32 protein-coding genes are annotated in these 24556 nt (G+C 53.9%); all 32 read right to left on the reverse strand.

Features of this window, described 5'->3' with window-relative positions; genetic code table 11:
* Positions 1-141: 141 nt before the first annotated feature.
* Entirely contained in the window at positions 142-1233 is a 1092-nt protein-coding gene (locus tag A7Q03_RS10440) for a phage tail protein (protein ID WP_082880733.1), read from the reverse strand.
* A gap of 3 nt (positions 1234-1236) precedes the next feature.
* Positions 1237-1869, reverse strand: coding sequence for a DUF2612 domain-containing protein (locus A7Q03_RS08480; RefSeq protein WP_067449029.1), 633 nt, complete (start codon positions 1867-1869; stop codon positions 1237-1239).
* Complete coding sequence (locus A7Q03_RS08485; RefSeq protein WP_067449031.1) at positions 1866-3044, reverse strand: baseplate J/gp47 family protein; 1179 nt, start codon at positions 3042-3044, stop codon at positions 1866-1868. The genes A7Q03_RS08480 and A7Q03_RS08485 overlap by 4 nt, the downstream gene beginning before the upstream one ends.
* On the reverse strand, positions 3041-3391 hold the full coding sequence (locus A7Q03_RS08490; RefSeq protein WP_067449033.1) for a hypothetical protein: 351 nt from the start codon (positions 3389-3391) through the stop codon (positions 3041-3043). The genes A7Q03_RS08485 and A7Q03_RS08490 overlap by 4 nt, the downstream gene beginning before the upstream one ends.
* Positions 3388-4092 (reverse strand): Gp138 family membrane-puncturing spike protein, encoded by a 705-nt coding sequence (locus tag A7Q03_RS08495; protein ID WP_067449035.1) that lies wholly within the window; start codon positions 4090-4092, stop codon positions 3388-3390. The genes A7Q03_RS08490 and A7Q03_RS08495 overlap by 4 nt, the downstream gene beginning before the upstream one ends.
* Positions 4073-4957, reverse strand: a complete 885-nt coding sequence (locus tag A7Q03_RS08500; protein WP_067449037.1) for a hypothetical protein — start codon at positions 4955-4957, stop codon at positions 4073-4075. The genes A7Q03_RS08495 and A7Q03_RS08500 overlap by 20 nt, the downstream gene beginning before the upstream one ends.
* Positions 4947-5201, reverse strand: a complete 255-nt coding sequence (locus A7Q03_RS08505) for a hypothetical protein (protein WP_231866520.1) — start codon at positions 5199-5201, stop codon at positions 4947-4949. The genes A7Q03_RS08500 and A7Q03_RS08505 overlap by 11 nt, the downstream gene beginning before the upstream one ends.
* A 38-nt stretch (positions 5202-5239) precedes the next feature.
* The gene (locus A7Q03_RS08510) at positions 5240-5899 is read right to left on the reverse strand and encodes a phage baseplate protein (protein ID WP_067449041.1); all 660 of its coding nucleotides are present in this window, start codon (positions 5897-5899) and stop codon (positions 5240-5242) included.
* A 12-nt stretch (positions 5900-5911) separates the two neighbouring features.
* The gene (locus A7Q03_RS08515; protein WP_067449043.1) at positions 5912-8590 is read right to left on the reverse strand and encodes a hypothetical protein; all 2679 of its coding nucleotides are present in this window, start codon (positions 8588-8590) and stop codon (positions 5912-5914) included.
* Between the two features lie 173 nt (positions 8591-8763).
* Positions 8764-9210 carry a hypothetical protein gene (locus A7Q03_RS08520; protein WP_067449045.1) on the reverse strand — a complete coding sequence of 149 codons (447 nt, stop codon included), beginning with the start codon at positions 9208-9210 and terminating at the stop codon, positions 8764-8766.
* A 1-nt stretch (position 9211) separates the two neighbouring features.
* Positions 9212-9652 carry a hypothetical protein gene (locus A7Q03_RS08525; RefSeq protein WP_064103116.1) on the reverse strand — a complete coding sequence of 147 codons (441 nt, stop codon included), beginning with the start codon at positions 9650-9652 and terminating at the stop codon, positions 9212-9214.
* 56 nt (positions 9653-9708) lie between these two features.
* The gene (locus tag A7Q03_RS08530; protein WP_067449047.1) at positions 9709-10017 is read right to left on the reverse strand and encodes a hypothetical protein; all 309 of its coding nucleotides are present in this window, start codon (positions 10015-10017) and stop codon (positions 9709-9711) included.
* A gap of 19 nt (positions 10018-10036) precedes the next feature.
* A complete protein-coding gene (locus A7Q03_RS08535) occupies positions 10037-10399 on the reverse strand; it encodes a hypothetical protein (protein WP_067449049.1) in 363 nt (120 codons plus the stop codon).
* Between the two features lie 115 nt (positions 10400-10514).
* On the reverse strand, positions 10515-11990 hold the full coding sequence (locus tag A7Q03_RS08540) for a DUF3383 domain-containing protein (protein ID WP_067449052.1): 1476 nt from the start codon (positions 11988-11990) through the stop codon (positions 10515-10517).
* An 11-nt stretch (positions 11991-12001) separates the two neighbouring features.
* Positions 12002-12481: a hypothetical protein gene (locus A7Q03_RS08545; RefSeq protein ID WP_067449053.1), complete on the reverse strand. Its 480-nt coding sequence runs from the start codon at positions 12479-12481 to the stop codon at positions 12002-12004.
* Positions 12466-12846, reverse strand: coding sequence for a hypothetical protein (locus tag A7Q03_RS08550; RefSeq protein ID WP_067449055.1), 381 nt, complete (start codon positions 12844-12846; stop codon positions 12466-12468). Before A7Q03_RS08550 ends, A7Q03_RS08545 begins: the two co-directional genes overlap by 16 nt.
* Complete coding sequence (locus A7Q03_RS08555) at positions 12836-13276, reverse strand: hypothetical protein (RefSeq protein WP_067449056.1); 441 nt, start codon at positions 13274-13276, stop codon at positions 12836-12838. The genes A7Q03_RS08550 and A7Q03_RS08555 overlap by 11 nt, the downstream gene beginning before the upstream one ends.
* Complete coding sequence (locus tag A7Q03_RS08560) at positions 13260-13658, reverse strand: DUF4054 domain-containing protein (RefSeq protein ID WP_067449057.1); 399 nt, start codon at positions 13656-13658, stop codon at positions 13260-13262. The genes A7Q03_RS08555 and A7Q03_RS08560 overlap by 17 nt, the downstream gene beginning before the upstream one ends.
* A 2-nt stretch (positions 13659-13660) precedes the next feature.
* Positions 13661-13993: a hypothetical protein gene (locus tag A7Q03_RS08565; protein WP_067449058.1), complete on the reverse strand. Its 333-nt coding sequence runs from the start codon at positions 13991-13993 to the stop codon at positions 13661-13663.
* Positions 13994-14337: 344 nt separating this feature from the next.
* Positions 14338-14802, reverse strand: coding sequence for a hypothetical protein (locus tag A7Q03_RS08570; protein ID WP_067449060.1), 465 nt, complete (start codon positions 14800-14802; stop codon positions 14338-14340).
* A gap of 87 nt (positions 14803-14889) precedes the next feature.
* The gene (locus tag A7Q03_RS08575) at positions 14890-15888 is read right to left on the reverse strand and encodes a major capsid family protein (protein ID WP_067449062.1); all 999 of its coding nucleotides are present in this window, start codon (positions 15886-15888) and stop codon (positions 14890-14892) included.
* Positions 15889-15892: 4 nt separating this feature from the next.
* Positions 15893-16372 carry a hypothetical protein gene (locus tag A7Q03_RS08580; protein ID WP_067449064.1) on the reverse strand — a complete coding sequence of 160 codons (480 nt, stop codon included), beginning with the start codon at positions 16370-16372 and terminating at the stop codon, positions 15893-15895.
* 3 nt (positions 16373-16375) lie between these two features.
* A complete protein-coding gene (locus tag A7Q03_RS08585) occupies positions 16376-17551 on the reverse strand; it encodes a DUF2213 domain-containing protein (RefSeq protein WP_067449066.1) in 1176 nt (391 codons plus the stop codon).
* Entirely contained in the window at positions 17548-18336 is a 789-nt protein-coding gene (locus A7Q03_RS08590) for a phage minor head protein (RefSeq protein WP_067449068.1), read from the reverse strand. The genes A7Q03_RS08585 and A7Q03_RS08590 overlap by 4 nt, the downstream gene beginning before the upstream one ends.
* Before the next feature lie 186 nt (positions 18337-18522).
* Positions 18523-20478, reverse strand: coding sequence for an anti-CBASS protein Acb1 family protein (locus A7Q03_RS08595; protein ID WP_067449070.1), 1956 nt, complete (start codon positions 20476-20478; stop codon positions 18523-18525).
* Positions 20475-21824, reverse strand: a complete 1350-nt coding sequence (locus tag A7Q03_RS08600) for a PBSX family phage terminase large subunit (protein WP_067449072.1) — start codon at positions 21822-21824, stop codon at positions 20475-20477. The genes A7Q03_RS08595 and A7Q03_RS08600 overlap by 4 nt, the downstream gene beginning before the upstream one ends.
* A gap of 4 nt (positions 21825-21828) precedes the next feature.
* A complete protein-coding gene (locus A7Q03_RS08605; protein ID WP_231881790.1) occupies positions 21829-22305 on the reverse strand; it encodes a hypothetical protein in 477 nt (158 codons plus the stop codon).
* Between the two features lie 112 nt (positions 22306-22417).
* Complete coding sequence (locus A7Q03_RS08610) at positions 22418-22834, reverse strand: hypothetical protein (RefSeq protein ID WP_067449074.1); 417 nt, start codon at positions 22832-22834, stop codon at positions 22418-22420.
* Between the two features lies 1 nt (position 22835).
* A complete protein-coding gene (locus A7Q03_RS08615; RefSeq protein ID WP_067449076.1) occupies positions 22836-23198 on the reverse strand; it encodes an XRE family transcriptional regulator in 363 nt (120 codons plus the stop codon).
* Entirely contained in the window at positions 23195-23596 is a 402-nt protein-coding gene (locus A7Q03_RS08620) for a hypothetical protein (RefSeq protein WP_067449078.1), read from the reverse strand. Before A7Q03_RS08620 ends, A7Q03_RS08615 begins: the two co-directional genes overlap by 4 nt.
* 142 nt (positions 23597-23738) lie before the next feature.
* Positions 23739-23861, reverse strand: a complete 123-nt coding sequence (locus A7Q03_RS10775; RefSeq protein WP_255361290.1) for a hypothetical protein — start codon at positions 23859-23861, stop codon at positions 23739-23741.
* A 241-nt stretch (positions 23862-24102) separates the two neighbouring features.
* Positions 24103-24333, reverse strand: coding sequence for an ImmA/IrrE family metallo-endopeptidase (locus A7Q03_RS10655; RefSeq protein WP_231881794.1), 231 nt, complete (start codon positions 24331-24333; stop codon positions 24103-24105).
* Positions 24334-24556 lie beyond the last annotated feature (223 nt).

Here is a 24556-nt window from a genome sequence, read left to right on the forward strand (position 1 = left end):
GGGATGCCGGCGAGAAACAGCAGTACGCCGCGCCGGAAGCCGACCTGCCGTAAAAAGTCGGCAATGATTTGGTATTTATCCTGTTCGGACATTTCATCCTCCGTTTTCAGGCGGTGCCGCCCGCAGGGCCCGGACCGTGCCTTAAATCTTGATGCAGGCGAGCAGTGCGATGTTGCGCGGGCGAGTCTCGCCGCCGCCTTGAGCAACAGTCATATGGTCGGTGCGGGTGGTCAGCGTCCAGTTGTTGCCACTGCCTTTGTTGTTGGCCAAATTGGCATCCAAGTGATAATTCTTCTGATTGGCACCGCCTTGACTTGCGCCCAATACAACGGCAGCCGGGTCGCCGGCCTGCATTGAGGTTTTGTTACCGTATTCGGTTTCGCGCGGCATGGTTAAATCATCGTTGTCCGACCAAAATACCCCTGTTGGGTGGTAGTGATTGGCAACGGCATGCCCCTGTGCCGAACCGAAGGCACGCCCGCTGTCCACGCCGCGCCCATCGTCCCAGCCGCGCACAAATTCGGCGCGCAGGTCTGGCAGGTTGAAGGTGTTGCGCCCGTCGCCGGCGCCGTAGGTAGTACCGATGGCAGCAAACAGCGCGGCATAAGTGGTGCGGGATACGGCAGCACCGTCGGCTTTGAGCCAGCCTGCCGGTGCGGTTTGGCCGGCGAAATACATCACGGCGCCGCTGGGCAAATCGTTTGCGGCAGCTTCTACCGCCTTGTCGTATGCCGCCTTAACTGCTTTAGGCGTGGCGGCCATATCTTCGCGGTCGCTGTTGGTGGCAGATGAGAGCTGTACAATGCCGGCCTGTGTGGTGCTGGCTTTCAGTCCTTTGCCCGCATGTACCGACCATTTCCCTGTGTTGTTGCCACTGTTCGGGTTGTGGGTGTTGGCATCCACTAGGCTGATGTATTCGGTGTCTGATGCATCGTTGATGAGCACTGCGCCTTTGGGATAGCCGCCGATGGCGTCGCAAAAGGCTTGGTCGAAGCGGTAACGCCCGCCTTGGTTTTGCCAAACGGTGTGCGCACTGATTTCATACAGTACGCCGTTCATGTCTTTCCCGCTTGGCGGTTTGCCGCCGACAGAAATCGGGGTCATGGTGATGCTCGGGAAACCCTCGGCATAGGTGGCGGCCTCCTGCGCCAGAGAGCCGTTGCGGGTGACGGGGATACTGTTTTTCAGACCGTCCGCCGCCCAAGGTTTGGAGAGCAGTTTTGGCTGTGGCATGGTTTAAACTCCCATAAAAAAAGCACCCTCGCCGAAGGGTGCCAGGTTGGCTTCGATATAGCCGAAGGTTTTATCTGCCTCCGGCTCGTAAAAGTCTAGTAATACGCCGCTGGGGCGCGGCAACAGGTCGCTTTGTCGGATGATGGCGCGTTCCACCGGCAGAAGGTAGAACTCAAACACATAGCGCGCGGCCATCGTGCCGTTTTTCACAAAATACGCCCGCCCGCGCGTGCCGAACATTTCACGCAGCAGGCGGTTGATGTGTGGGGCGGTGGCGTAAATGATGTTACTCATGGCTTTGAGCATAATCACGCGGCGGTAGGTGTCGTCGTCCAAACGGTAGCGTCGCTCCAGGCCTTCACCAGTGCTCCACACACCGCTGCCAAACGGAGTAAAGCCCTGCGCAAAGCCGATGTATTCGTCTTGCGCGCTAATCATGATTTCTCTCTCAATACCAACAATCGCCCCCCAAATATCCAACCCAAAACCTTGTGCGGTGGACACGTTCCACACGGTATCGTAAAACCGCTGTTTGTCTGTGCGCGGGTCTAGGCAGTCGTCAAACCGCCGTATCAGGCGGCAGATGACTGGGCTGTTGGCATATTGGCTGATTAAGGTTTCGCCCACGGTTATCATACGCTCACCACTTCGATATTTTCGGCGCGAACAACGGGCGTTTGGTCGATACCTACTGTTACGGAATTGCCCATACTACCTGCCGACAAACCGATTTCCACATCCAACACATGCACCTGCGGCACAGCTTTTACCACTGGAGCAACGTAGCCAATGGCATATAGATTTGCACCGATGCGCCCCTTGAAGGTGGCAATGACGGCTTGTTTGATGGCCGTTTCCGCACCAACAAATGCGCCGCGCTCAATTTTGATACGGAAATGCACCGGCAGTTCGTTCGGGCGCATAAAGGCTACCTGATAGGCAGGCTTCGGGTTGTTGTAGTTGTGGTCGTACACTGTGATTTCGGTGTTGCCATTGAAATCGCAGCCGCTGCCCGCGTAGCGTAATACAGCTTCAGCTACCGCCGTATCATCACCCCCCACCGCTGCCACATAGATACTGTGCGGCTTGAGCGTGTAGTTGGTCGCGCCGGCCTGTACGCTTTGGCCTTTCGGGTTGTCAATGACGTACACATCACGCACACCGTCCAACGCAAACACGTTGGCATACACTGCCTGCGGCGTTCCGTGGGCATTGATGGCCACGCTGCGCCGCCTGCGTTCGGCAAATTCGGCGCGGCTCTCTTCCGCCCGTCCGGGAACGGCGGGGTGCGGGTTATCCACCCTATCCAGCCCCACCAAGGCTTGATAAATAATATTTACGCTGTGGGCGGGTGCTTCAATCTGCCCAGCAGCAATGAGTGTGCCGCTGACTTTCCCGCTGATGGGAATGCCGATTTCCTGCTGCAAAGCCCATTGGTTGCCTGCCTCATCCTGCACGATGAATCCCTGCGGAATCTGTGTGCCGGGCAGGCCGATAAACTCGCACACCACCACCGAATCGGTGGCTGGCTTGCGTTGCAAAAAGTAGATTTGCGCGATGGCATCCTGCATCACGCCTTCGGCATATTCCGGGTGGATTTGATTGACCAGTTCGGCAATCAGGTTGTTTTTGTCGGCAATCACGGCGGCTAGAGAAGAGGCAAGCTGCCCCTGCGGCGTTTCCAAATTCAGGTTCAGGCCGCCACCGAAGGCATCATTGAAATCGGCAAGCACGCCGTTCAGCACTTCGGTTTCAGTCGGAATCTGCAAGCCCTGCGGTGTGAAGCGCACTGGTGGAACATTACTGTTCATAGCATTACCTCATATTGTTTCTTGGCATCATCGGTAAATTTTAGGCTACCTGAAAGCACACGCCCGTCGCGCAATTCGGCGACCACGTCTGCCGCCACCACGCCGGGGACGGACAAGGCAGCCTGTACCAACCGATGCCGGTACAGCGCGAACGACTGCTTTTTGCCCAGTGTTTCTTCAAAATAGGGGACACCCTTTTCTGTGTCGTAATACAGCTCCCCGACGAACAGGCGGGCGGCAGAGGCCACATCCTGCGCCTTGGCGTATGGATCTTTCGCCAGCGCAATATTGCCTGCCACATCCAAGGCCAAATCCCAACTTTGCGGGTCAAGATAGAGGGTGTTCATTGCGGTTCTCCCGTGTTGCCGCCGCCGGGCTGCACGCCGTTGTGGACGTGGTGCAGTAGGCTGATGTCTTTGGCCTTCACATCACCGTCTGTGTCAATCCCTCCACCGCCGGTAAACTGCGCCGTAGTTTGGGTGTTGGCTTGAAAAGTTTGCGAGGTGCTGCTCACGCCGTTTTGCGCCTTCAGTACGATATTCTTGCCTTCCATTTCGATGTCGCCGGGGGAGAACAACTTAATACCGCCTTTGAAGAACATGATGTACTGCTCTGGCGTACCGTTCAGGAATCCGCCGAAATAGAGGCCGTCCGAATAATCGAAACGCCGCCTGCTCTGCGGGGCGGACGGCGCTTTGTTCTGTTTAACACTAGAAATGTCACGGCTGCAAAAGCCGCACATGCCAATGTCGCCCGGCTCAGGGTCGATAATCACGGCATTGCCGCCGCCCTGTAATCGGAAATACGGCACGTTGTAGATGATGCCGTGCGGCGTAACCGTGCCGTCGCCGCTGATTTGGGCAACCAAGGGTTGTACGTCCACCAGCCCGACAGGGGCAAGCCCGCCCACTTTGGTTTTAACCACGCGCACCAGTGCTACGGTTTGGATGCGTGAGACGATACCGGACACTATCGCGTCAATTTCGCCCGCGCCGCCTTGTGACTGTTCTGGCCGGTATTGCGCCCGGCTATGTTGCGACTTTGACATTCGTATCCTCCACATTGGCGGCTTTGATGTCGGCCAGCCACTTGCCGCCCGGCACTTGGCTTTCCAAGTCCAGCGACAGGCCGAACACACGCCATCTGCCGTTGCATTGCTCAATCAGGCTACCTGAAATTTCAATCAGTCCGCCAAAACGCAGTGCTTTGTCGTACAAGCATTGCAGCTTCACGCCTTGCAAGTCCGGTATCGGGTAGCCGATTAGGCCGGTGGCCGGGCTGACTATTGGCACATCAATCATGCGTGGCTGCCCCTTGGGGGTGATAGCAACTGTTTCGTTGTCGATGTACACGTCTATATCGGCAGCGGCAGCAATATGTCGGATTTTATTCAGCTCAGTGTTGGGCAAGTATTGGTTGCTGATTTTGGCCTGCACGCCGTTGTTCTCAAAGCGCCTGCCCATGCGTTTGCAGATAGCTTCGATCGCCTGTGCCACATCGGTTTCGCCTTCGTGGCTGACCGCTTCGGCGGGCTTGAGTTGCCACAAAACGGCGGTATGGCTCTCGATAACCAAGCAAATATCCGGCGCGCCACCCATTTCGGGGTAGGCAAACGTGATGTTGCCTGTATAGACCACGCTCAGGTTGCCTTGTTCGCCGGCCTCCACCTGAACCAAATTCATCATCGACTGTTCGGTGTTCCATTTCACCCGCAACAGCTTCATGATACTGTCCAGCTTCAGGCCGTATACTTTGATTCGGGCAGAGGGCATAACTGCACCGTTGCCATAATTGATTTGGCAGGAAGTGCGCAAACCCTCGACAACCAGCGTATCGTTGCCTTTTGCGTCCCACACGTCTTTTTCCTGCCCCAGCTTGATGCTGACGCGCAGGATTTTTTCTTTAATGCCCATTGCGGTACACCAAAATAAAGCGGCTGCCCAGTTCCTGCCATTGCGGGTCTAGGCTGCCTGCGGTATCGACTAAATAAAGCTCGCCGCGAAAGCCGCGATAAGCCTCGCCAACCAGCGGCATACCGTGCAGGCATACCCGTTCGCGTATCAGCACGCGCCCGGCTGCCGACACGGTGGCATACAGCCTGCCCAATCGCGGAAGCAGCGATATGGTTACTTCCTGAGAGCCCAATGTGGCACTCACTTTCTGCACCGGGACAGGTTTAAGGGGGATTTGGTAAATCATTTCAACCCGAACCCCTTTCTGAACGTATCGGTTATTTTCCCGAACCCATCACTGGCCGCTCCGTACAGTTTTGAAGCTATGGATTCGTTGTTTTGTATCGGCTTGGGCTGCACCTTGCCTCCGTCTGCCTGTGCCTGTGCGCCGTCCGGCTTGGTTTTGGTGTATTTCACTTCCACCTGCCGTACTTCGGCCAAATGGATATTAACCTTCAACAGCCGCGCCCCGTCTGAAGCTTCGCGGGCGTAGTCGTAGCCGGTAATCGCCATGTTCGGGTACACCGCTTCCGGCGTGATAACTAAGAACAAATCAGTGCTGTTGGCCAGCGTATCCAACAAACCGAGAAATGCGCCGCGCTCGAACACTCCGCCGCTGCCCTTGCTCATCTGCACCGTTACCGTGAACGGAACGCCAACTTTGTTGTAGCTGGCGAACGAACCACGTTCAATAGGCGCATTGGACACTTTGGAAGTGTTTTGATGCTTAACTGACATTACGTTGTCTGACAACAGCAGCGGAATGCCGTTTTGTCCGAAAATGCCCCAATAGTTGCCAAAGATGGCCTGAATTAAAGCGGCGCCGCCGAACTTAATCAGCGCGCCGCCTGCGTTTCTCGGCAACTTGGGAACATTTGGAATGCCGATTGAGTTCCAAGCCATAACAAACCTTTCTCACACCATCGCCGGCATAATCTGCACCAACCTGTTACGGGCGGCGGCAGAGGCATCCGCCATCGTGCCGTCTATGGTACTGGCTGAAGACTGCACATGGATGCCGCCATTGATGGCGAACTGCATATTGCTGTTGTTGGTAATCTGCTGCGCCTGCTGGCGGGCAACAGCGCCTTGTTGCATAGACTGCAAACCGCGCTGCGCATTGTCGGCAACGGCTTGCCCGCCTACGGGTCGGCTGTTCAGGTCAGACAATACTGCGGCGGCCTCATCCAGCCGCCTTCTTCTGTTCACGCCCCGGTTGTCGCCTTGGCGGGAAGCAATTGCTTGGGAAATGGCATTGATGTTGCCACTGCGAGCGGCGTTTACCAAAGACGGCAATTTATCCAAGCTGCCGTAATTGTAGGCAACCGAAGTAATGGCGGCCTGTGTTTTGGCCGGCAGGCGGTCAAATTCCGCCGCACCGATTTTCTGACGTGCTGCATTTCTGAAAAGTTGCGCCCTGCGTGCCAAATCGCGCTCCGCATCCTCGCGGGTAACAGTATCGCCCTGTCTCACTCTGCGAACATTGCCGTTGCGGTCGGTGATGGTATCCGTGCCATAGCCTAAGCGGTAAGCGTTTACGTCCCAATAGGTGCGGCTGGAGAAACCTTCATGCTTCCTAATCATGGCGAGCGTTTCTGCCATTGCGGAGTTTTGCCGTGAACCGCCGCCCAACCACGGCTGCGAGCTGTAGCTGGCAGGATGGATGTTATCCCTGCCTGCTTGGAAGCCGCCTTGGAAAGTGGCATGTTCCTCGCGGGCGATTTGCCCCAGCAGGGCGTTCATTTTCGCGCCGGTTTGGCCGTTTCGATTGTAGGTGTTGGATACCCCAAGCAGCCGCACGTTCGCCCCTCTGGCACGCAATGCGCGGATTTGAGCACGGATGCTGTCGGCGTCGTTCGGGTTGTTGCTCATACCGGATGACAGAATCACGGTTTGGCCTTGCAGGTTGCCGGAATAGCCGTTGATGAAGCCTAATACCTGCTGCGGATTAGCGCCTACTCTGGTTGACCCTGTACCGTTTACCGCGCTGCGGTAGCCGTGAGCGATACTGTCGCCGAAGTAAATCGTACCGCCAGGGGAAAACATCTGTTTGGCGACACGCTCCCCTGAACCAAGGCTTCTTGCTGCCGCCTGAGCCGAGCCGGGGGCGCCGGGGGTGCGGCCTGTTACATAGTCAAGCGCACCAGCCGCTCGCTCTACACCGAAGCTAACGGTGTCGGTTATGACTTTGCCGGCCTCCCTCAGCACCCGCCCGGCGGCATTCTTGGCGCCTTCCCAGTCGCCTCTCATGATGCTAGCGAAGAGGTCGCCCAGCGCCTCGAAATAGGGCATTAAATAGGTTTTGATTTCCAAATACAAATTATGAAAACCGGTGGCGAGGCTTTTTACCGATACCCCGTTTTCGTCGATGAATCCTTTCAACCTCAGCCAATCGAACAAACCTTTCCCGGCTTCTGCCCAGCTTGTGTAGCCGGTGAGTAGGTAGGTAAAACCTTTAGTAAGGCTGTCCACTGATACCTTGGAGGTTCTGATGTAGCCGGTGAACGCGCCCCAGTTAAACAGGCTCTTTCCGCCCTCCGCCCAAGTTTTGTAGTCGTCATAGAGCAGCACAAACGCGGCACCCAAAGCAGCCACAGCGGTAGCAGCCAGTGCGAACGGAGCAATAAAGGCATACAGCGCCGTTACTGCCGACCACAATACCGGAATCAGTACCACGCCCAAGACAAAAGCCAAGCCCTCGAAAACGTGCTTCATGGTATTTTCGTTGCGCATCAGGTAGTCGGCAAAGCTGCTGACCAGCTTCACCAGCCGCAGCAAATGCGGGGCAAGCGCATTGGTAATCATGTTTTTCAGCGCATCCCATTGCTGGTTGAGATAGGCGCGGGAGCGGGTCAGTTCGCGGCTGACGGCAATTTCTTTCTCGCCGGAGCGGTAGAGCCGGTTTTGCAAGGCCAGCATCTTTTCCATTTCGGCACGTCCGAGCAGCAGGGTGTTGATGGTGCCGTCGTCCAAACCCATACTTTTAGCCAAATTGTAGGCCTGCACCCTGTCCATTTTGGAAAAGCGGTCGGCCAAATCCAGCATGATGCTGTCGAGGTTGCGTGCTTTGCCGTCGGCATTGAGCAACGCCACCCCGAACGCATTGAAGAACGGCACCATAGAGGTGTCGCCCATGGTGGTGAGGCGGGTGATGCTCATACTCAGCCCGGCCAGACTACCTTTCATAGCATCGGCCTGACCACCCACCATTTCAGCCATACCGCCCCATGCTTGGAGCTGGCTGCGGCTCATGCCGATATTGCGCGAGAGGTTGTCTAGCTGTACGTTGGCTTCGGTGGTTTCCCGAATCAGCTTATCCAGCGCGTTTGAGCCAGTAACTAGGGCAAAGAGAGCGGCAGCGCCTTTTGCCACCTTTCCTAGTGCCTCTGTCAGGTTTTTGACCTGCTTGACGTTCTGTTTAACCTTTTCGGCGTGTTTGTCCAGCCCTTTGCCGGATTTGCCGGTTTTTGCTTCCGCCTTCTCGAACGCCTCGGTCATGTCATCCAGTTTGGAGACCGCCTGCTTGGCTTCCCGGCTGAATTTGGACGAATCAATGCCCAACTCCATAAACAGGGTATCAATCACAGTTGCCATAGCTATTCCTAAAAAAGCTACCTGATTTCAGGTAGCCTGTTGTGCCTTGTTGAAGGCATCGGTATTGACGATTTCGAGCAGGTTAAAGGCGTCTTCCAGGCCATACACGGTTTGCAACTCGTGCAGAGTACAAATGCGGGAAGAAACAAGAGCGCCGATGGTTTGGGTCAGGTTCAGGTAGCCTTGCTGCCCTCCGCTTCTTCCCCGCCCGATACCGAGGTCAGGCCAAAGGCGTGTTGCAAAAAATCGGTATGCAATGCGAACACCTCCTTCCGCAAACGCCACAGGGTCGTGAAGTCTTCCACATCGTTGAAATCCATATTCAGCGGGCGCGGCTGGCCGCCTTCGGGGATGATTTGCACGCAGTCCAAAAGCTCGTTCAAGAGCGGGATGGCGTCTTCCGGCTTGACTTTGCCTAATGCCCCCAGCGTTGCTCCGACCATCCCCACCATGCCCTGTTGGGGGTTGATATTGCCCAAGTCCACGCCGCTGTTGGCCAAAGCCAAAAGGGCGCGCATCGCCCAGTTGTCAGCGAGAGCAGCGGGCATTTCGGTAATCAGGAACACGCGGCCTTTATCCCGCCCGTTCTCAATGGTGATTTGCCGGGTTTTCAGAGCCATCTTAAATCTCCTCTGGTTTCACCACGATGCGGAAGCTGTAGGTTACGGCTTCCAGCGTTTTCTTAGCCGTGGTACCGCCGGGGATTTCCACCAAGAAGCCGGTGGCGGTGTAGCGGCGCTTCACTGATGAAATCTCTACCGAAAACTCCACCATGAACGTTTCCTGCCGTTGCAGGATGGCATTAGTGAGCTGGTCGAGGTAGTCGCGCGATTTGCTGGTAGGGGCAAGCTGGATGTTGAAGTCCACTTCGTGCGGGGTGAAGCCGCCGGATTGCTGGCCGTCTACGCCCATCATGGTTTCGCCGATTTTGCCTTGGCCAAAGTCGAAGGCGTTGTCGGCGGCGTAGCCTTCAATCTGTACGAAGTTGTCGTTAAAGCCCTTCACGCGCATCAGCAAAATGCTGTTGGCGGCGGTTAGGGTGCGGTCTGATACGGTTTGCATCTTTGGGTTCTCCAATAAAAAAGCCCGCAGATGCGGGCGTGGGAAAGGCTGCTTTATTAGGCAGCCCAAAAGCTAATGATGGTCTTCAATAACCAAGTGGCCGGTAATAACCACAAACACAATCGCGTCACTTGGCTTTCTGGTTGCTCCTGTCTCAAATGGAACAGATCGTAGGCCATCCATCCCCACAACAGCAGTAATATAGACACAATCCACCATACCTGAAGCATACCCTGCCAGTCGCCGGCAGACCATCCGAACAGGATAACGGCGGTGGCAGGAATATGGTAGGTATACAGGCGAACCTTGCGTGAATCAATATACTGTGCAAACGGCGATAGAATAGTTAGGATGACGTCCCACATTGAAACTCCTCCATTTGCATTAAAGACCCCGTAATGCAAACTCTAGATTGGTGCGGTTGTTACGGGCGGTATTAACGATACAAACGCGGTAAATCCGATGGCCACGAATAGTATCCAGCCATTTTTTAACATTAAGTACGGCGCCTTTCCCGAAAGCTGTAATAAATTGTTTAGCCGTCAAAATAGGCCCACCGTAAAAAATGGAAAATACCGCATGTGCTGCCATGAATTTTCGTGAGCATTCGCGGATTTGCAACATCATCTGGTCACAAACCTCTGCCACAGCCGGGGTAATGTCACTTTCTCGAACATGAAGTGAATGACTATACACTTGTTCAATAAACTCTACATAAACCTGTTTTTCCTCAATAGTTAAAGACATTATAAGCCTCCTTATATCAAAATTAAATGCCTTGTGTCACAAAAATCTGCCTGATTGCAGGAATAAATCAGGCTACCTGAAAATAGTTTCAGGTAGCCTGAATGTGGTTTGCCCGTTACTGGACGTTAATAGAGCCGAGGTTGATGTTGTGTACGCTGCCGCCGTCGGTGTACCACAGCTTCATCGGCATAGACTGGCGGTTGCCGCGTGTCTGCGCCGAAGCGTTCTGAATCAGCAGGAAGTAGCCGGTACTTTCAATCTTCGCTGCGGCATCTACGCGCGCTTCGTTGTTGATGAGGGCGCGTTGCTGTTCGCTCAATGGTACGCCGGGCTGGATGCTGCCAAAGTTTAAGGCCTCGTTAATCGGGTCTTGGCAGGCAGCACGTTGCAGAGCAATACCGACGGCGTTGTACGGTACGGCCTTGGCCGAGGTAAGCAAGGTCATCAGGGCAAGCTGCAATTGGCTGTTGAGGCGGATTTGGTTTACATAGGCATCAATCCATTTCCACTTGCCGGGCATTTGGCCGGGATAGAGGAAAGTGAAGCGGTCGTTGGCGGTTGCCCATGCGCCGTAATAGTTGTAGCCGTTTTCTTTCAAGTTGTCGGCATCGGTGGCGTTGTCTACGTCCACGCTCAAGCCAGACTGGTTCTTAAAGGCTAGGGTGATGCGGCCTTGTGTTTCGGTGAAGTCGATGGAGGCAATCGCGCCACACAGGAAGGCAGCCTTGTCCAGCCCGCCGTAAATCGGGGCTGTTCCATCGTAGGCAGCGGCTTTCAGTTGCGCGCTGAGACAGGTTGTATTGCCAGTTTGCAACGCGGCGGCTTCTTTACCCCAGGCGGCGTAGAGGAAGCGGTTGTTCTGCGCGTTGCTCCATTTGGCCAAGGACAGCTTGTCGGCCAGTTCAGGCTCAAACACGGTGGTGAAGGTGGCAAAATTCAAAGTGGATTGAACTACACCCTCCATCACGGTTTCCGCACTATCGCCATCGTTGCCTTTGGAAATCACCGCGCCTTTGGCTTTGGTCAGATTCAGGGCTTCAGCCAGTGTGCCGGTGGCAAAACCGATTTCGGAAGCCTTGCCTTGGGTGGCGGACACGATTTCAAACGCCTGTAACTGCTCGTCAAACTGCACGGTGGCACTGATAGCAGTACCGATTTTGGCAGCGGCATCACTGAAACTGGTGGCAGCGGCCAAACTGATGTTGTCACCGGTTTTGTCGCTGCCGTCGATGTTTACCTTCAGGTTGCCTGAAAGTTTCTTCAATGCGGCAAGGCTCATGCTTTTTACACTTGCACCGCGCAGATAGGCAGCCTCTTTCCCTACGTTGTAGGGGTAGAAATACAGCGTGCCGGGCTTGATGTGCGAGTTGTCGAAGCCTTTAAAGTACACTTGCGCGGCTTTAAACTCTTCACTGGCCAAGCCGAAAAACTCGCCGACTGCCGAAGCATCGGGGAAGGCGGTGTGCCTGGCGGTGGGTAGGTTGTCGTTTTTACTCAAAAAGACGGCATTCATCGACAGGGGAGAACCGCCGGAACTGAGTACGGCGGGATTCACGCTGACAATTTTACTTGCCGGAATAGATTGGAACATGGATATATCCTTTACGGTTGAGTCAGGGTTAAATCAAAAGCGTTGACAAATTTCTGATGATGTTCGGCCTGTGGTGCATAGGCCAGATGCACGGTTGTCATCCAGCGTTCTTCATATTCGCTCTCTTCATTGGTAAGCGGCATGAAGCGGGCGAGGTCGGCATACAGCGGCTGGCAGGATTTCAGCCGTTCGCAGGCATAGAAATCGCGCCAAAGCAAAACGGTTTTCTGCGCCATCTGCCCCGCTTGTGTGCCATAGAAATCAAGCTGCATCTGTATTTCCGACTGGCGCGAGACGGCGGCGGTTTCATCCGCCACGGCGTAGGCATGTTCATTCGTGGCGGCGGCGGTTTCGTTCAGGATGTTCATCACCACGAACGGCGGCTTGGGCAACGGCACGTTGTTGCTGTAGCCGCGCACTACTTCGCATGAGAAAAGCCCGAGCAGCATTGCCCGGACTTCGGTGTAAATATCGTCTAATGTTGCCGCCATAACAGCACCTTGCACCAATCCGGCCAGCTTTCCACCACCTGTTTCACCAGCCATTCCGTCGTTTCTGTTTCGCCATAGGCCGCGAACACCAATTTATCCGCCCCTTTGGCATTTTGCCGCCTCAGTCCGTGGAACTGGCCGGTTACATAGGCATAAATCAACGTTCCTTGCTGCGCCAAGCCTTCAAACAAGGCCAAATCCTGCGTGCTGAGGGTTTGGGTCTGCACGGTTACAGGATGCTCGCTGTAGCCTGATTTACGTTTCCCTGTAGCATCGGTGGTGTAGCCGCCGTTGAGTTTCAATATGGCGGGCAGGTTCGGATTGACGGATGTAATCGCACCGTTGGCGATGGCTCTAAGATTCATCGGCTACCTCGTAATCAATACGTCGCCACAACGTCCCCGTGTCAATCAACGGTTTATCAGAACCTTTTTTCTTCACGGTGGATGCTGCGTTGGCTGGTTCTTGAAAGCCTTGGATGGTCATCTTAATCTGCCCTTTCACGCCTTCGCCCATCAGTTCCAAAGTCTGCCGCACATCGCCGCCGTTGGTTTTCATCAACGCGGCGGCCTGTTTCGGCCATTCGTTCTTGTGCTCGGCAATGGTATTGCGGAAAAACGGGCGCGGGGGGATGGTTGCCGTGCCGTATTCATTCCAAAAGGCGACTTGTGCCACACTTTCGCCGTCCGAGCCGTCGTAGGTTGCCTGCTCGATGATGCCGACGCGCACCTTGGCCGTTTTTGTCTGCGCAACCATTTCGGCCAGTACGCGCCGGAATTTATCGCCGCCGCGCATAGCAGCCTCCCAATACATAGCGGAAGCGGCGGTATTTGGCGGTAAGCTGCCAGTAGGTCGCGCCGTAGGGCGTTTGCAGATACCAGGCGGCATTACTGCCGACCGCGCCCATATCCGCGCTCACGGAGACGCTGCCTTCGGTGGCCGAAGCAATACGCCCCACCAAGCCGCCCTGTGCGGCACGTTCAGCCAAGGCGGCGAAGTGGCGAACCAGCAGGAACAGCAGCATTTCGCGCTCTTCCAGCTTTTTCACAATGCTATGGTCGGTGTTGTCCAGCAGGCTTTCGGCCTGCGTGAACCACATGGCGAACTGGGCATCGCTTGCCCGCACTTCGGGATAGGCCGCCTGAAAACGCGCTTTGTCAAAGACGACGGCGGGCATGGTTACTCATCCTTGGCAGTGCTTACGCCGTTGGCCTTGTCGTCAGGGTTGATGGCTTCCAGCTTGGTTTCGTTGTCGGCCTTTTCCCTGGCTTCGGCTTTGGTGTTTTTTGCCTCTTCATGGGCGAAAACGAAGCCATTTTTCACCATGTCACGGTCTTGGTGCGCTTCTAACCAAGCATTGAACAGGTCGGCATCCACATCGTAGGTAATGCCATGGCCGCCGATGATGTTTGAAGCGTTCGCGCCATTTAGTTCTACTGACTGACCGCCAACTTCGATAATCAGCCCGTTGGGCAGTTTGCAGCCAACGGTTACGGTTTTTTGTTTTGCCATTTGGGTTCTCCAATAAAAAAGCAGCCTGAAACCTTTCAGGCTGCTTATATGCAGGTTACTATTTCTTTCTGGGCGGAATGAAAAGAAAAACCGCACCGAGAATAAGAGGAAGCAGAAATCGGGCATAGGGATACCACGGATGATCGACATGCCAATAGCCGTATCGCCCATCAGGAACAATGTCGTATTCGTAAGTATCGGGGAAGAAGTTGATCCATACTGTCAAAATTGCCCAGATAGTGAGCTTTCTATGGTTGGCTACCCACCGCACTGGCTTGCTGTTACGGATGCTTTCCGGTATCACTTTTTCCCATATCCAATACCACATACCTGCTCCCCTGCGGTTACAAGCCCAGCAGTTCAATTTCGACTTTTGAACGCCAGCGGGCTTGTGCCGTAACAATACACATTCTTAACTTTCGGTCTGCCGCGCTGTATTTAATCCAGCTTTCCATAAAAGCCTCCAATACTTTGAGCGCGTTGTTAAGGCCGACTGCTTTATTGTATCCCAAGCGTTTGATTTCCGCAGCGGTTGCATCCCTTCCTTTGCTGAGCAGGTATTTGTCGAACGGCACGTTGCCGAAAAGCAGAGTCAGCTCGTTCGGAAGCAGTTTCATAACGCTGCCGGCAATGCCGTCAACCAGTACGGCCAGCGGTTTCAAACGCTCATGGCATGCTCCGATTTCGGAGAACATCTGATCGGCCATACCGACTACTTCTTCTGTAATTTGATTCGGCTGGGCGCGGACTGCGCCTTCAAACAGCACATTGAGGATTCTGACATAAGATTCTTGTATAGCTCTATCCATTTTAAATACTCCAAGTAAAAAAGCCCGCAGATGCGGACAAGGGGGGGAAGGCTGCCTGAAAATAGGTAGCCTTGTTTTTCAGGCAGCCTAGCTCACAGTCATGGAAGCAATGCAGAACGGGCGGTAGATAATTGCGCCCCATGTGCCCTGCGATTTCTTCTGCTTGATGCTGGAGGCTTCCAAAACCATGTTGTGCGCGCGCAGTTTTTCGGTGAACCCGCATTCCAACGTGCGCTGGCCGTCCAACTCTTCCACAATCAACTGCACCATCTCGCCTGATGCAGCGGAGTATTCCGGCACGGTTTCGATGCGCAGGTTGGGGAAGTTCTTTTTCAGTTGGTCGGTAACGTTTACGTTGTACTGGTTGGTTTTGGTCAGCTCCACGCTGGCGGTGGGGCTGCACACCAGTAAGAGTGGTGTGTTCATATCAATCAGCCCGCCGGTTTGCTGCAACAGTTTTTGGAACAGCTTGCGGATGGATTCGTATACCTGCTCGCCGGTGGCGGTTGCCCATGCTTGCGCGGCAGCGGTAGCGGCCGGCAGGCTCGGGTCGTTGAGGATGCCGTAGTTCTGCAAACCTTTGATACCAAACAAATAGGATTTGTTCTGGAAGCGGTTGAGCGCGTTTACACTGGCCTGATTGACACGGTTCACATAGTCAATCTTGGCCTCGCCGGCGCGCGCTACTTCGCGTTCGCCCCAGCGGGTGAACACTTGGTAGTGGTAGCTTTGGCGTTGCGGGAAATTGACGTTGGCACCGCTTACGCCGTTGTTGTTGTAGTCGCCGTAGCTGGAGACTTCGCCGGTAGGTTCTACCAGCATGAACATGGCAGTTTCGGTTGTCCAATCGCCTTTTTTCACTTCGCCGAAGATTTCGGCAGCCTTCATCGGCTGTAGGGCGACTTCAATCAGCTTCGGGTCTACATAGGTCAGCATCCATGCGGGGATGCCGCTGTTGCCGGTAGTGGTCAGCGCAGGCTGTGCGTCCATTGCCAAAGCTGCCTGAACCTGTTCGTTCATCAGCTTCTTGCCGCCGCCCATAAAGACGATGCCGGCATCGCGTTCTAATTGCTGTAAGGTATTCATTCAATTACTCCCATGTGGTGATTTTGGCCAGTTCGCCCGCTGCGGCTTTGGAAGCTACCTTGAAGCGGGTAAGGGTGTGGCCTGTTTCGGTGTCGGCGGCTGATGCTTTCAGGCTGCCATCAGTGTCTTTGGCAAACACGTTCTGCCCGATATCGGCACCGGCAGGGAAATGCGCCCAGAAGTCGCCTGCTACGGCCAGCGTGATGATTTGGCCGGGCAGGATTTGATTGCCGTGTTCCGCCAGATAGGCGGTGATGCTGGCTTGCTGTTCGCGGTGGACAAAGCCGATACGCGCGCCGGCGGTTTTCTTGTTGGACACTTTGCCGTCGGCATCCGCCCAAGCAAACACGCCGACGGTTACGCCGTCTGTGCCGCTGACGAGCGCGCCTTCGCCCGCCAGCATGGAAGCGTTCGGGTTGTGGGCAGCAAAATCCCCCGCAACGGCGGGGGCTTGGTAAGATTTAACTGCTTTTTGGAATGACATGGTTTAAGCCTTTCTGATTCGTGATAAACCGGGGAACTGTTCGGCGGTTTTGGCCGCATCTTGCGCCATCGGCTGTTTGGGTTTGCCCAACATGCCGACCATGGCGCGGTAGGCAGAAGGATGTACGCCAGTTACATCAATGCCGCTCTGTTCAAGCGCAAACTTGTACACGTCCGCAGCGTTATCCATCGCTACATCGCCGACAATGGGCGCCACTTCGCGCTGTGCCGTAGCCAAGGCTTGCGAACGTTGGCGCTCGGCTTCCACAGCACGCTTGATGGCCGCATCCATTGCCACTTTGGAAATGGCACGGTCTTGCGCGGGCTTGGGCGCACCACCTTCGGGAGCTTCCGGTTCTTCGTCTTCGGCAGATTCTTCCGGCTCGGCGGGGGCGGGGTTGTTTTCGCCGTCCTCCGGTTCGTCTTCGTCCGTGCCGACATTCTCGACATTTTCGGGCGGCAACTCTTCGCCGTCGTCCTCAGCCGTCTGTACTTCGTTGGTGAGTGATCCGATAACCTGTAACAGCTCATCTGGGCTCAACTCGGCATCCTGCGCCAACAGGGGCTGCACGGCTGCCTGAATACGCGCTTTCGCGCCTGCTTTCAGTTTCATGGTTTTCCTTTCGTGAAATGGGTCTGCATCGCTTACTACAATATCACGCCCCGCCCGACCCACATCGACAAGGGCTACATGGTTTCCGACAATATCGCGCATCACGCCGTCATAATGCCTGCCTTCAAACTCTCCGGCGGTCATATCAGCGGTGTAGTGATACGCGCTGGAAAGCTCCATCTGCTCGCCGCTCTCAATACCGGCAATCGCCTCCGCATCCCACACGGCCAGCGAACATTTCAGGTAGCCTTCCTCAAACACGGTATCGCTGCCAGTTGTGCCGGCAATCACTTCTTTCTGCGGCTCATCGGCAGAAACGGGGATGTGCTTGCTCAACAACGGCAGGTTATTGAACGTCGGCGCTGCCTTTTCCAACTCTTCAGAGTCTCGCAACAGGTAGTAAACCTTTTTCGGCTCCAAACCTAGTTGTTGATAGTTTGGGATTTCGCTGCCGTAGTAGGGGTTTACCGTGGCCTTGCTGATGTTGGAACTGGCAACGTGCAACCTGCCGTCTTGGTCGTAGGAGCGCAGGGATCGGTCTTGGGCGAGTATGATTTTGTCTGTCATGAGTTGAATCCTTTAATCACGCTGCGGCTGGTGCAGCGGCAGTTCGGCTCTGTCCCCGGCTGCACCCATTTCCCGTCCAGATACATGCCTTTGCTCACGTCGAAGCGTTTCCCGTTGGCGGCAACATGGCTCGGGCGCGGCTCTTTGCCTGCGTGGGAGTGCATCCATATCGCCTCTGTTATACCTAGCTCCTGCCGACGTGCCTTTTCGATGGCAGCCTTTGCCTTGTTGGTTTGGTCTCGCGCGATAAAGGCGGCGCGGCGTTCGCTGATGCCGTAGTCCTTTCGCAGTTCGCGGGTCAGTTGCGCCATGTCGTAGCCTGCATTCACGCTGCGCCACACGCTCTCTTCCACGCGGTTCAGGTATTGCTGGCCGATGGAGCGGATAAGTGAGACGTTACCGCCCAATACAGCCTGTAAAGCAGTTTGTTGCTGCACCGTGGAACGGAAACGGACGGCAAACCCCGTATCACGCAATACTGTCTGAAAAGCTCTCTCAGTGTGGCCTGCACTTTGATTGGTGAATATTTCCGCTATTTGCGGGGCGAGCTTGTCCAGCCGTGCCAGCCAATAACGCAACAGGGCAGACAAAGCAGCCTGCAAGCCGTCCGTCAGGCTGTCTTGGGCAATGCCTTTTGGGTAGTGCCGTTCAAGCAAACCCTGCACGTCGGCGCGCATTTCACGCAGCAGCTTTTTCAGGCTTTTGCGGTAGGCGGCTTCTACGCCCAGGTTGGGCTGTATCGGCTTCAGGATGATGTCTTTATCGGACGGGGTGGACAGTTTCATGGCTTGCTTTCGGCGGTTGGTTGGCATACAATGGAATCAAGCGGTATCACTAATCAACTAAGAGGTCGGTCGCATATGAACGCGCGAAGGTGCTGGTTGGTTATGATGCTGCTCTCCAAGGCAACGGCGGTTCAATAACCCAGTCTTAGCAACTGGCGATATACCGTAGATTAAACGTTGCCTTTTTCATTTGTCTGCCCAAAATCCGTGGTCGTAATAACGTCTGCCGTCTGTTTGGTGTTTCACCGTAATCAGCATCCGCTTTACTTCCCCTTCAATCGCCACATCTACCGAATATTTCTCAACTTCGAGAACATTACTGTCTGCAATTCTTGGCTTCTCTGCGTGAAGGAAATGTGCAGCCTGCAACATATCCGGAATAATCGGGATGGTTTTAATCAGTCCGTCGTTTCCGTGTGCGATGGTGTGCTTCACCCCACTCATGGAAACCATGATTTCATGTCCGGTTTCTCGGTTTTTAAAAGTCTTCCCGACAAACCGTCGTGCAAACGCCCGAGCTTTCTCGCGCAGCTCCTTCATACTTGACCACAAGCCCAGCTCGTTACCCTTGATTTCGGGGATTCCGGCTTGGGTTTGGCCATCCTGTTTTTCAGGCAGCCCGCTTCCCTCCCCGAACTGCCCGTTCTCCGCCCTCGGATGCTTGGATTCGTCCCATTGGGCATCTTGGGCAGGCTTAGGCTTTGGGTCGGTGGATTCTCCGACATCTTCCTCCATGCCGTCATTCAGCCCGTCTGAAAAGCCGTCATCGGGCATTTCAGGCACATCTTCTACGTCGATGCCGTTGTAGCCGCTGTCCGGCTCACTCGCCAGCCGCCCGCGTACTTCCTCTGCCGACACTACCCCAGCCTGAATGTAGGCCACGTCGCGGTCGGTATCGGATTTGCGGATGGTGGAAAGCTCGGTTTCGCTCATCTGCTGCAAAGGCACAAAGTCGAAAGTGATGTTGTCGTTCACTTTCCCGAACAGATGCAGTTGCACCAGCTTGAGCAGCTTATCCAACGGGTCGCGCAGCAGGTTTTCCTGCATGGCGCGGATGTGGTCGTAGTAAACGGCAATCTCGCCCTCTGTGCTGGCATTCAGGCCGCTGGGGGTGATACCGAGCAGCTTCACTAATGGAGTATGGCTAGGGGCGGCCATTTGCTCCTGAGATTGGGCAAGCAGCGTATCCAAGCCGGATAGTGGGGTATTGAACTGGAAGAACTCTTCTTCCTCCTTGCTCAACAGCATCAGGCCGCGGTTGTCGCGCAAACGGTTGTACAGTTCGGCACGCAGCATGATGTTGGTGTCGCCGTCGTCGCTGCCGTTCAGTACCGCGCTCATGTCGGTTTTGATGCCAGACAAAGAGAAGCTGTGTAGCAGGTCACTGATAGAGTCCACGGTGCGCAGCCAGCGTTCCACATAAGGCATCATGAGTTGGGTCATACTCACACCGCCGAAGTTGTAGGCGGGCTTGAGCATATCCGGAACGGGGCGGGAAATCAGGGTAAACAGTCGGCTGGCGTGGATTTCCTGCGCCATCACATACCATGCCTTCGGCTTGTAGAAGTCCGGCAAGGTAGGGTCGATGGCGTTGTACGGCGCAGGGGTCGTCCACATCGGCTCGATGTTCACCAAGGCTTTCAGGCTGCTTTTGGCGATGGTTTTCTCGGTTAGGAGCAGCGGGTTGGCTAATTTGCCGTCGTGGTCTTTGATTTGCACCAGTATCTGCCCACGCCCGAACAGGCCGTCTGTTTCGATGGCTTTGCGGAACACATCGCGCACGTTCAGCCGTTCGTAGCATTCCTCGATCTGCTTTATGGCCTCGCTGTTGTCTTCTTCGCCCACGGATTTGATTTCTATCCATTGGCGGGTCATTTCGTTGGCGGTGGTTTCACTTACGCTGCGGTATTCAGAAATCTGCGCCAGTTCGGCCAAGCGCGGATAGCCGATAAAGCCGGTGCCGAAAAAGCAATCAGCCCCAAAGTTTCCTAAGGGGCTGCTGTCCATGGCTATGCCGTTTGGCTTTACGCCGTCAGGCAGAGTAGGGAAATCCAAGCTGTATGAGACGGGCTGTTTTTCAGGTAGCCTTTGCAACGCGCGGCGCATGGCCTTGGCGTTTGGCTTATTCTTTTTCTTGCTCATAGTCCGCTCAATATCTTGGGGTTTATGTTCAGCCCGCCCTGCACAGGGGCAAAGGCCATTACCAGCGCATCCGCCCGGTTCGGGCTGGGGATGCCGCGCTTTTTCATGTCTTTCTTGCTCTCAGCCTTCACTCGCCCGTTTTGGTCGTAATCCACGCGTGGGCGGCTCAGTTCGGCGGTGAGGTATTCCAAATCATGCAGGCTGCTTGATAGGCTGATAAGCTGGTCTTCTGGGTAGCTGTCGCCATGGTGCACAGCTCGCCACGTCTTGTAGAAGCGGTCGCGCACCATCCACCATGCCTGTGCCTTTATGTTGGCGAACATGTCACGGTTTCTCTTATCATCAGTGTATTTCGCATCGGGCTTGTACACCGCCCCACCCGCGTTGAAGCCAAGCGTTTGCACCTTGCCGTTCTTGCGCCGGAACTGCGCCTTCACACCAGCACCCACGCCGATGTTGTCATACACAATGCGGTCGATATGTTGCTCTTGGGCGTACAAATAAACCTTGTCGGCGGAATAAATCACATCCTGCCCGCGCCATTGCTGCATATCGGTTACGACTGATCCGTGCCGCAATACGGTGGCGTTGGCATCATCGCCTTCATCGGCCACGTCAAAACCGAGGATGCGCCGGCCTGCGGCGGAGAAGCCCAGTTTTTCATGTGCATCAATAGCGGCTTCAATCCAACTTGGCTTGATAATCGCCAGTTCGCTGTCTGCCACCGGCTCGCCCAGCCAAATATGGCGGTATAGGTCTTCGTCCCGCTCTTTGCATTCGAGCATATCAGCCAATAGCGGCGTATCTTCAAAATGCGGGTTAATGTCGTAGTTAGCCTTTAAGACGATGCTGTCTTTTGGCGGGTGGATGATGAACCGCTGATAGGTGTCGTCCAGAATGTTCTTCGGGTTGAAGCTCACCCAGATTTCCGCGTTCTTGTCGCCACGGATGGACGGTATCAGCACATCCCAAGAGTTCTTCGTTACTGCTTCGGCCTCTTCCACCCAGCACACGCCTATGCCCTGAATCGATTTGATTTTGGTAACGTTGTTCTTGATGCCGTAAAACACGAACTTTGCACCCGTGCCTTTGTGGGTGATGGCTGATTTCAGAATATCAAACTCATCCGTGTAGCCCAAGCGGTCAATGGTCTCAATCAGGAGTTGGTACACTGAGTCGTCCAGCGAACCTTGAAACTCACGGGCACACAGGATTACTGTACTGATACGGCGCGACACTTCCACCGCCAATTCCGCCAGGAAATATGATTTCCCGCTACCGCGCCCACCGTACAGCACCTTGTAACGTGCCTTACGGATAAGCGGCTTGAAATACGGATTGGCCATAGGGCTACCTGAAAATGTCTTCCAGTGGGCGAGTCTCTACCTTCACGCGCATATCGGCATCCAGTTCCAGCTTCTCGCCATACTTCTTCGGCGCAAGCTTGGCGGCTTTCCACTTGCGAGCGTCGATTCGTAGTTTGGCTTTCGCCACTTCGCCAGTTTCGGGCGCGACAGAATCGGCAATATCGATAATCTCGTCAGCAAAACCGTCTGCCTGTTCCTCGCGCGCACGCGCGTATTGCTCCTGAAAATCTTGGTGTTCCGTCAGCCAGCGGTGCACTGTGCCTCCCGCTGGCATATCCGCAGATGCACAAATCGCCCGCAAGCTCATGCCCCGGGCGATTAGTTCGCAGATCTTATCTGCCGTTTCCTGACTGTATGTTGTTGGTCGCCCGACTGGGCGTTCTGCTTTTGCCATATCGAGCTGCCTGAAAATAATAAAGGCCGCCCGCAGACAGCCAAAAATAAAAGAGAAAATCGCCAATTCGCAACTTTCTTCGAAATATAGCAGTTTTATACCAAAAGTGTTTCATATTGTCAAGTGCAACACAAAAGCAGCCCGAAGGCTGCTTGAGGCATACTGTTCTAATCAATTTTTAGCTTGGGTTTGGAGTGATGTATTCCCCTTCCCACAGGGGCATTCCCGCATCCAAGGTGGTAAGGTTTAATTCCATCTGAAGATGAATACCTACCGCAATTTGCGAATATTCATGTAATTTCGCCACTAGCGCGGGGTTTCTGCCTAATGCTTGTTCCGGAGTTTGCCCGTCTACGCCTTCTAAGCGAAAAAACACCATATATTCGGATTCGAGGGCGAAAATCTCTTCATCCTCCCCATTCGCAATCCGAAATTGTGCTTGGGGACGGATTAAAATCTGGTCATTTTCTTCATTCAGAAACAGCTTACCTTGGGTGATGGTGAGGCTTCTGTTGATTCCCGATATATCAATACCCTGCCCACCAAGACGTTTGGTTGACGAGCCCTGTTTGATGTCGAGCAGTTGTATTTTCACTTTACACCTCCAGCGCTAGCGGCCTGAAGTTGCCGATGTGGTAAGGCTGTCGCTTAGATAAGTTGGTTATAGGGGAGTCGGATGTAATACTCAAAACCCGTCCATATTCTGCTTGCAGCTTATCTTCGGTAGAAATCACAATTTTTTCATCCAGCGCAAATAACATAGAAACCATGGTTTCTATAGTCAGATTATTGCTGCCGCCCATAATCCTAGAAATAAGTGATTTGCTTTTACCTGTGAGTTTGGCCAGGTCGGTATAGGAGAGTTTTTTTTCATCCAAGAGGTTATTCAGCATGATGGCGAAATCTACCTTCGCCTCTTCTTGAGCTTTTATCAGTTCGTAATTTTCTATTTTATTCATGATACTAAATGCTCCAATGACAACACATTTTGCAGTTGCCGATAAGCTTTTTCCAAATCTGATGATTTAGTTTTCTGCCATTTTTTCAACACGCTATGGCTAAGCAGGAGACAGCCTTTTGAGTTCGGGATATTTATACAATAAACACGAATCGGCTGTTTGATGAACTCATACACGGTGAAGCCGTGTGCCTTGCCGGCCTCATGAAACATCTTCGGTGTCAGTCTTTCGCCGTTGGCGAAGCGCTGCATAATAGCTTGGATACTAGCCTCATGGCGGACGGTTTGGGCGGATTGCCGGTAGCTATCCAGCTCATGCTCTAAGCCAGACAACTCTTCCCCATCTTCGCAGAGTACATATAAAGGGCGTATGCCATTGTATAGCAGTTTAGGTTTCATTGTACACTTATAAGTAAACTATAGGCATCAAATTTATCCAACAACACACCTGGGCAAACTAAGTTTCATCATACCGCAGCCGCAATAAAAAAAGCAGCCCGAAGGCTGCTGGTTCCGGCTAGGCCGGGCAAGTGGTCAGCAATTATGCAAACTTGCTGATGTAGATTTTGAACGGTTTGCTTTTCGCACGGATCACGCGACCATCTTTCAGTTTGCGTGTCCAACGCAGAATAAAGCTACCACGTTCATCATGGAACACTTCCATACGAATCTCCATTATAGAAAGGGTAAGGCCTCTCTCTTTAGCTATGGTATAGACAATGACCCATGATAAGCGCTAGAATTACATACTTGTAAGGAACAAGCAGCTTAAATCTTGCTGGATGTGTGCATTGCAAACAGCGGAGAGACACAGCTGTTTTGGTGTTTGTATTGGTCGTACATTCACCACTATTTTTTAAGAAGCGGCTTGGGATGTTGGTAGCATTCCAAGTCGTTTTTCTTTATCAGAACCGCAAGTTAAGCTGTTCTGGAATAGAATAAATTCCCATCTTACTCAAAATTGTTTTTGAATATTCATCAGCTTGCCACTCTGCATCTTCCTGCTGAGTAGGCTCAATATCGCTATAGTGCAAAGAAGCCTGATGACCGAGCATTAAATGCCCAAGCTCATGAAAGAAGATAAAAATAGCCTCCGGCTCGCCATCACAGATGCGAATATAGAGGCTTTCCGGCATACAGATGGCGCGGTTATGGCACATAGCTTTAGTGATATGTAATCACTCATTATCAGCAACAGGGTCTACGGTAATACCGTATTTCCCTAGCTGCTCCATGAATTGATCCATCTGCCCTAAAGTGCTTCTATTGACTTTTAAGACTCTTGCTGTTTCCGATGCAATTGATTGCACATCCTTAATACCCAAGGGCATAACACGCTGCCCCCTTAAAATATAAGCA

The organism is Eikenella sp. NML99-0057 (assembly GCF_001648535.1).
GTDB lineage: Bacteria > Pseudomonadota > Gammaproteobacteria > Burkholderiales > Neisseriaceae > Eikenella > Eikenella exigua.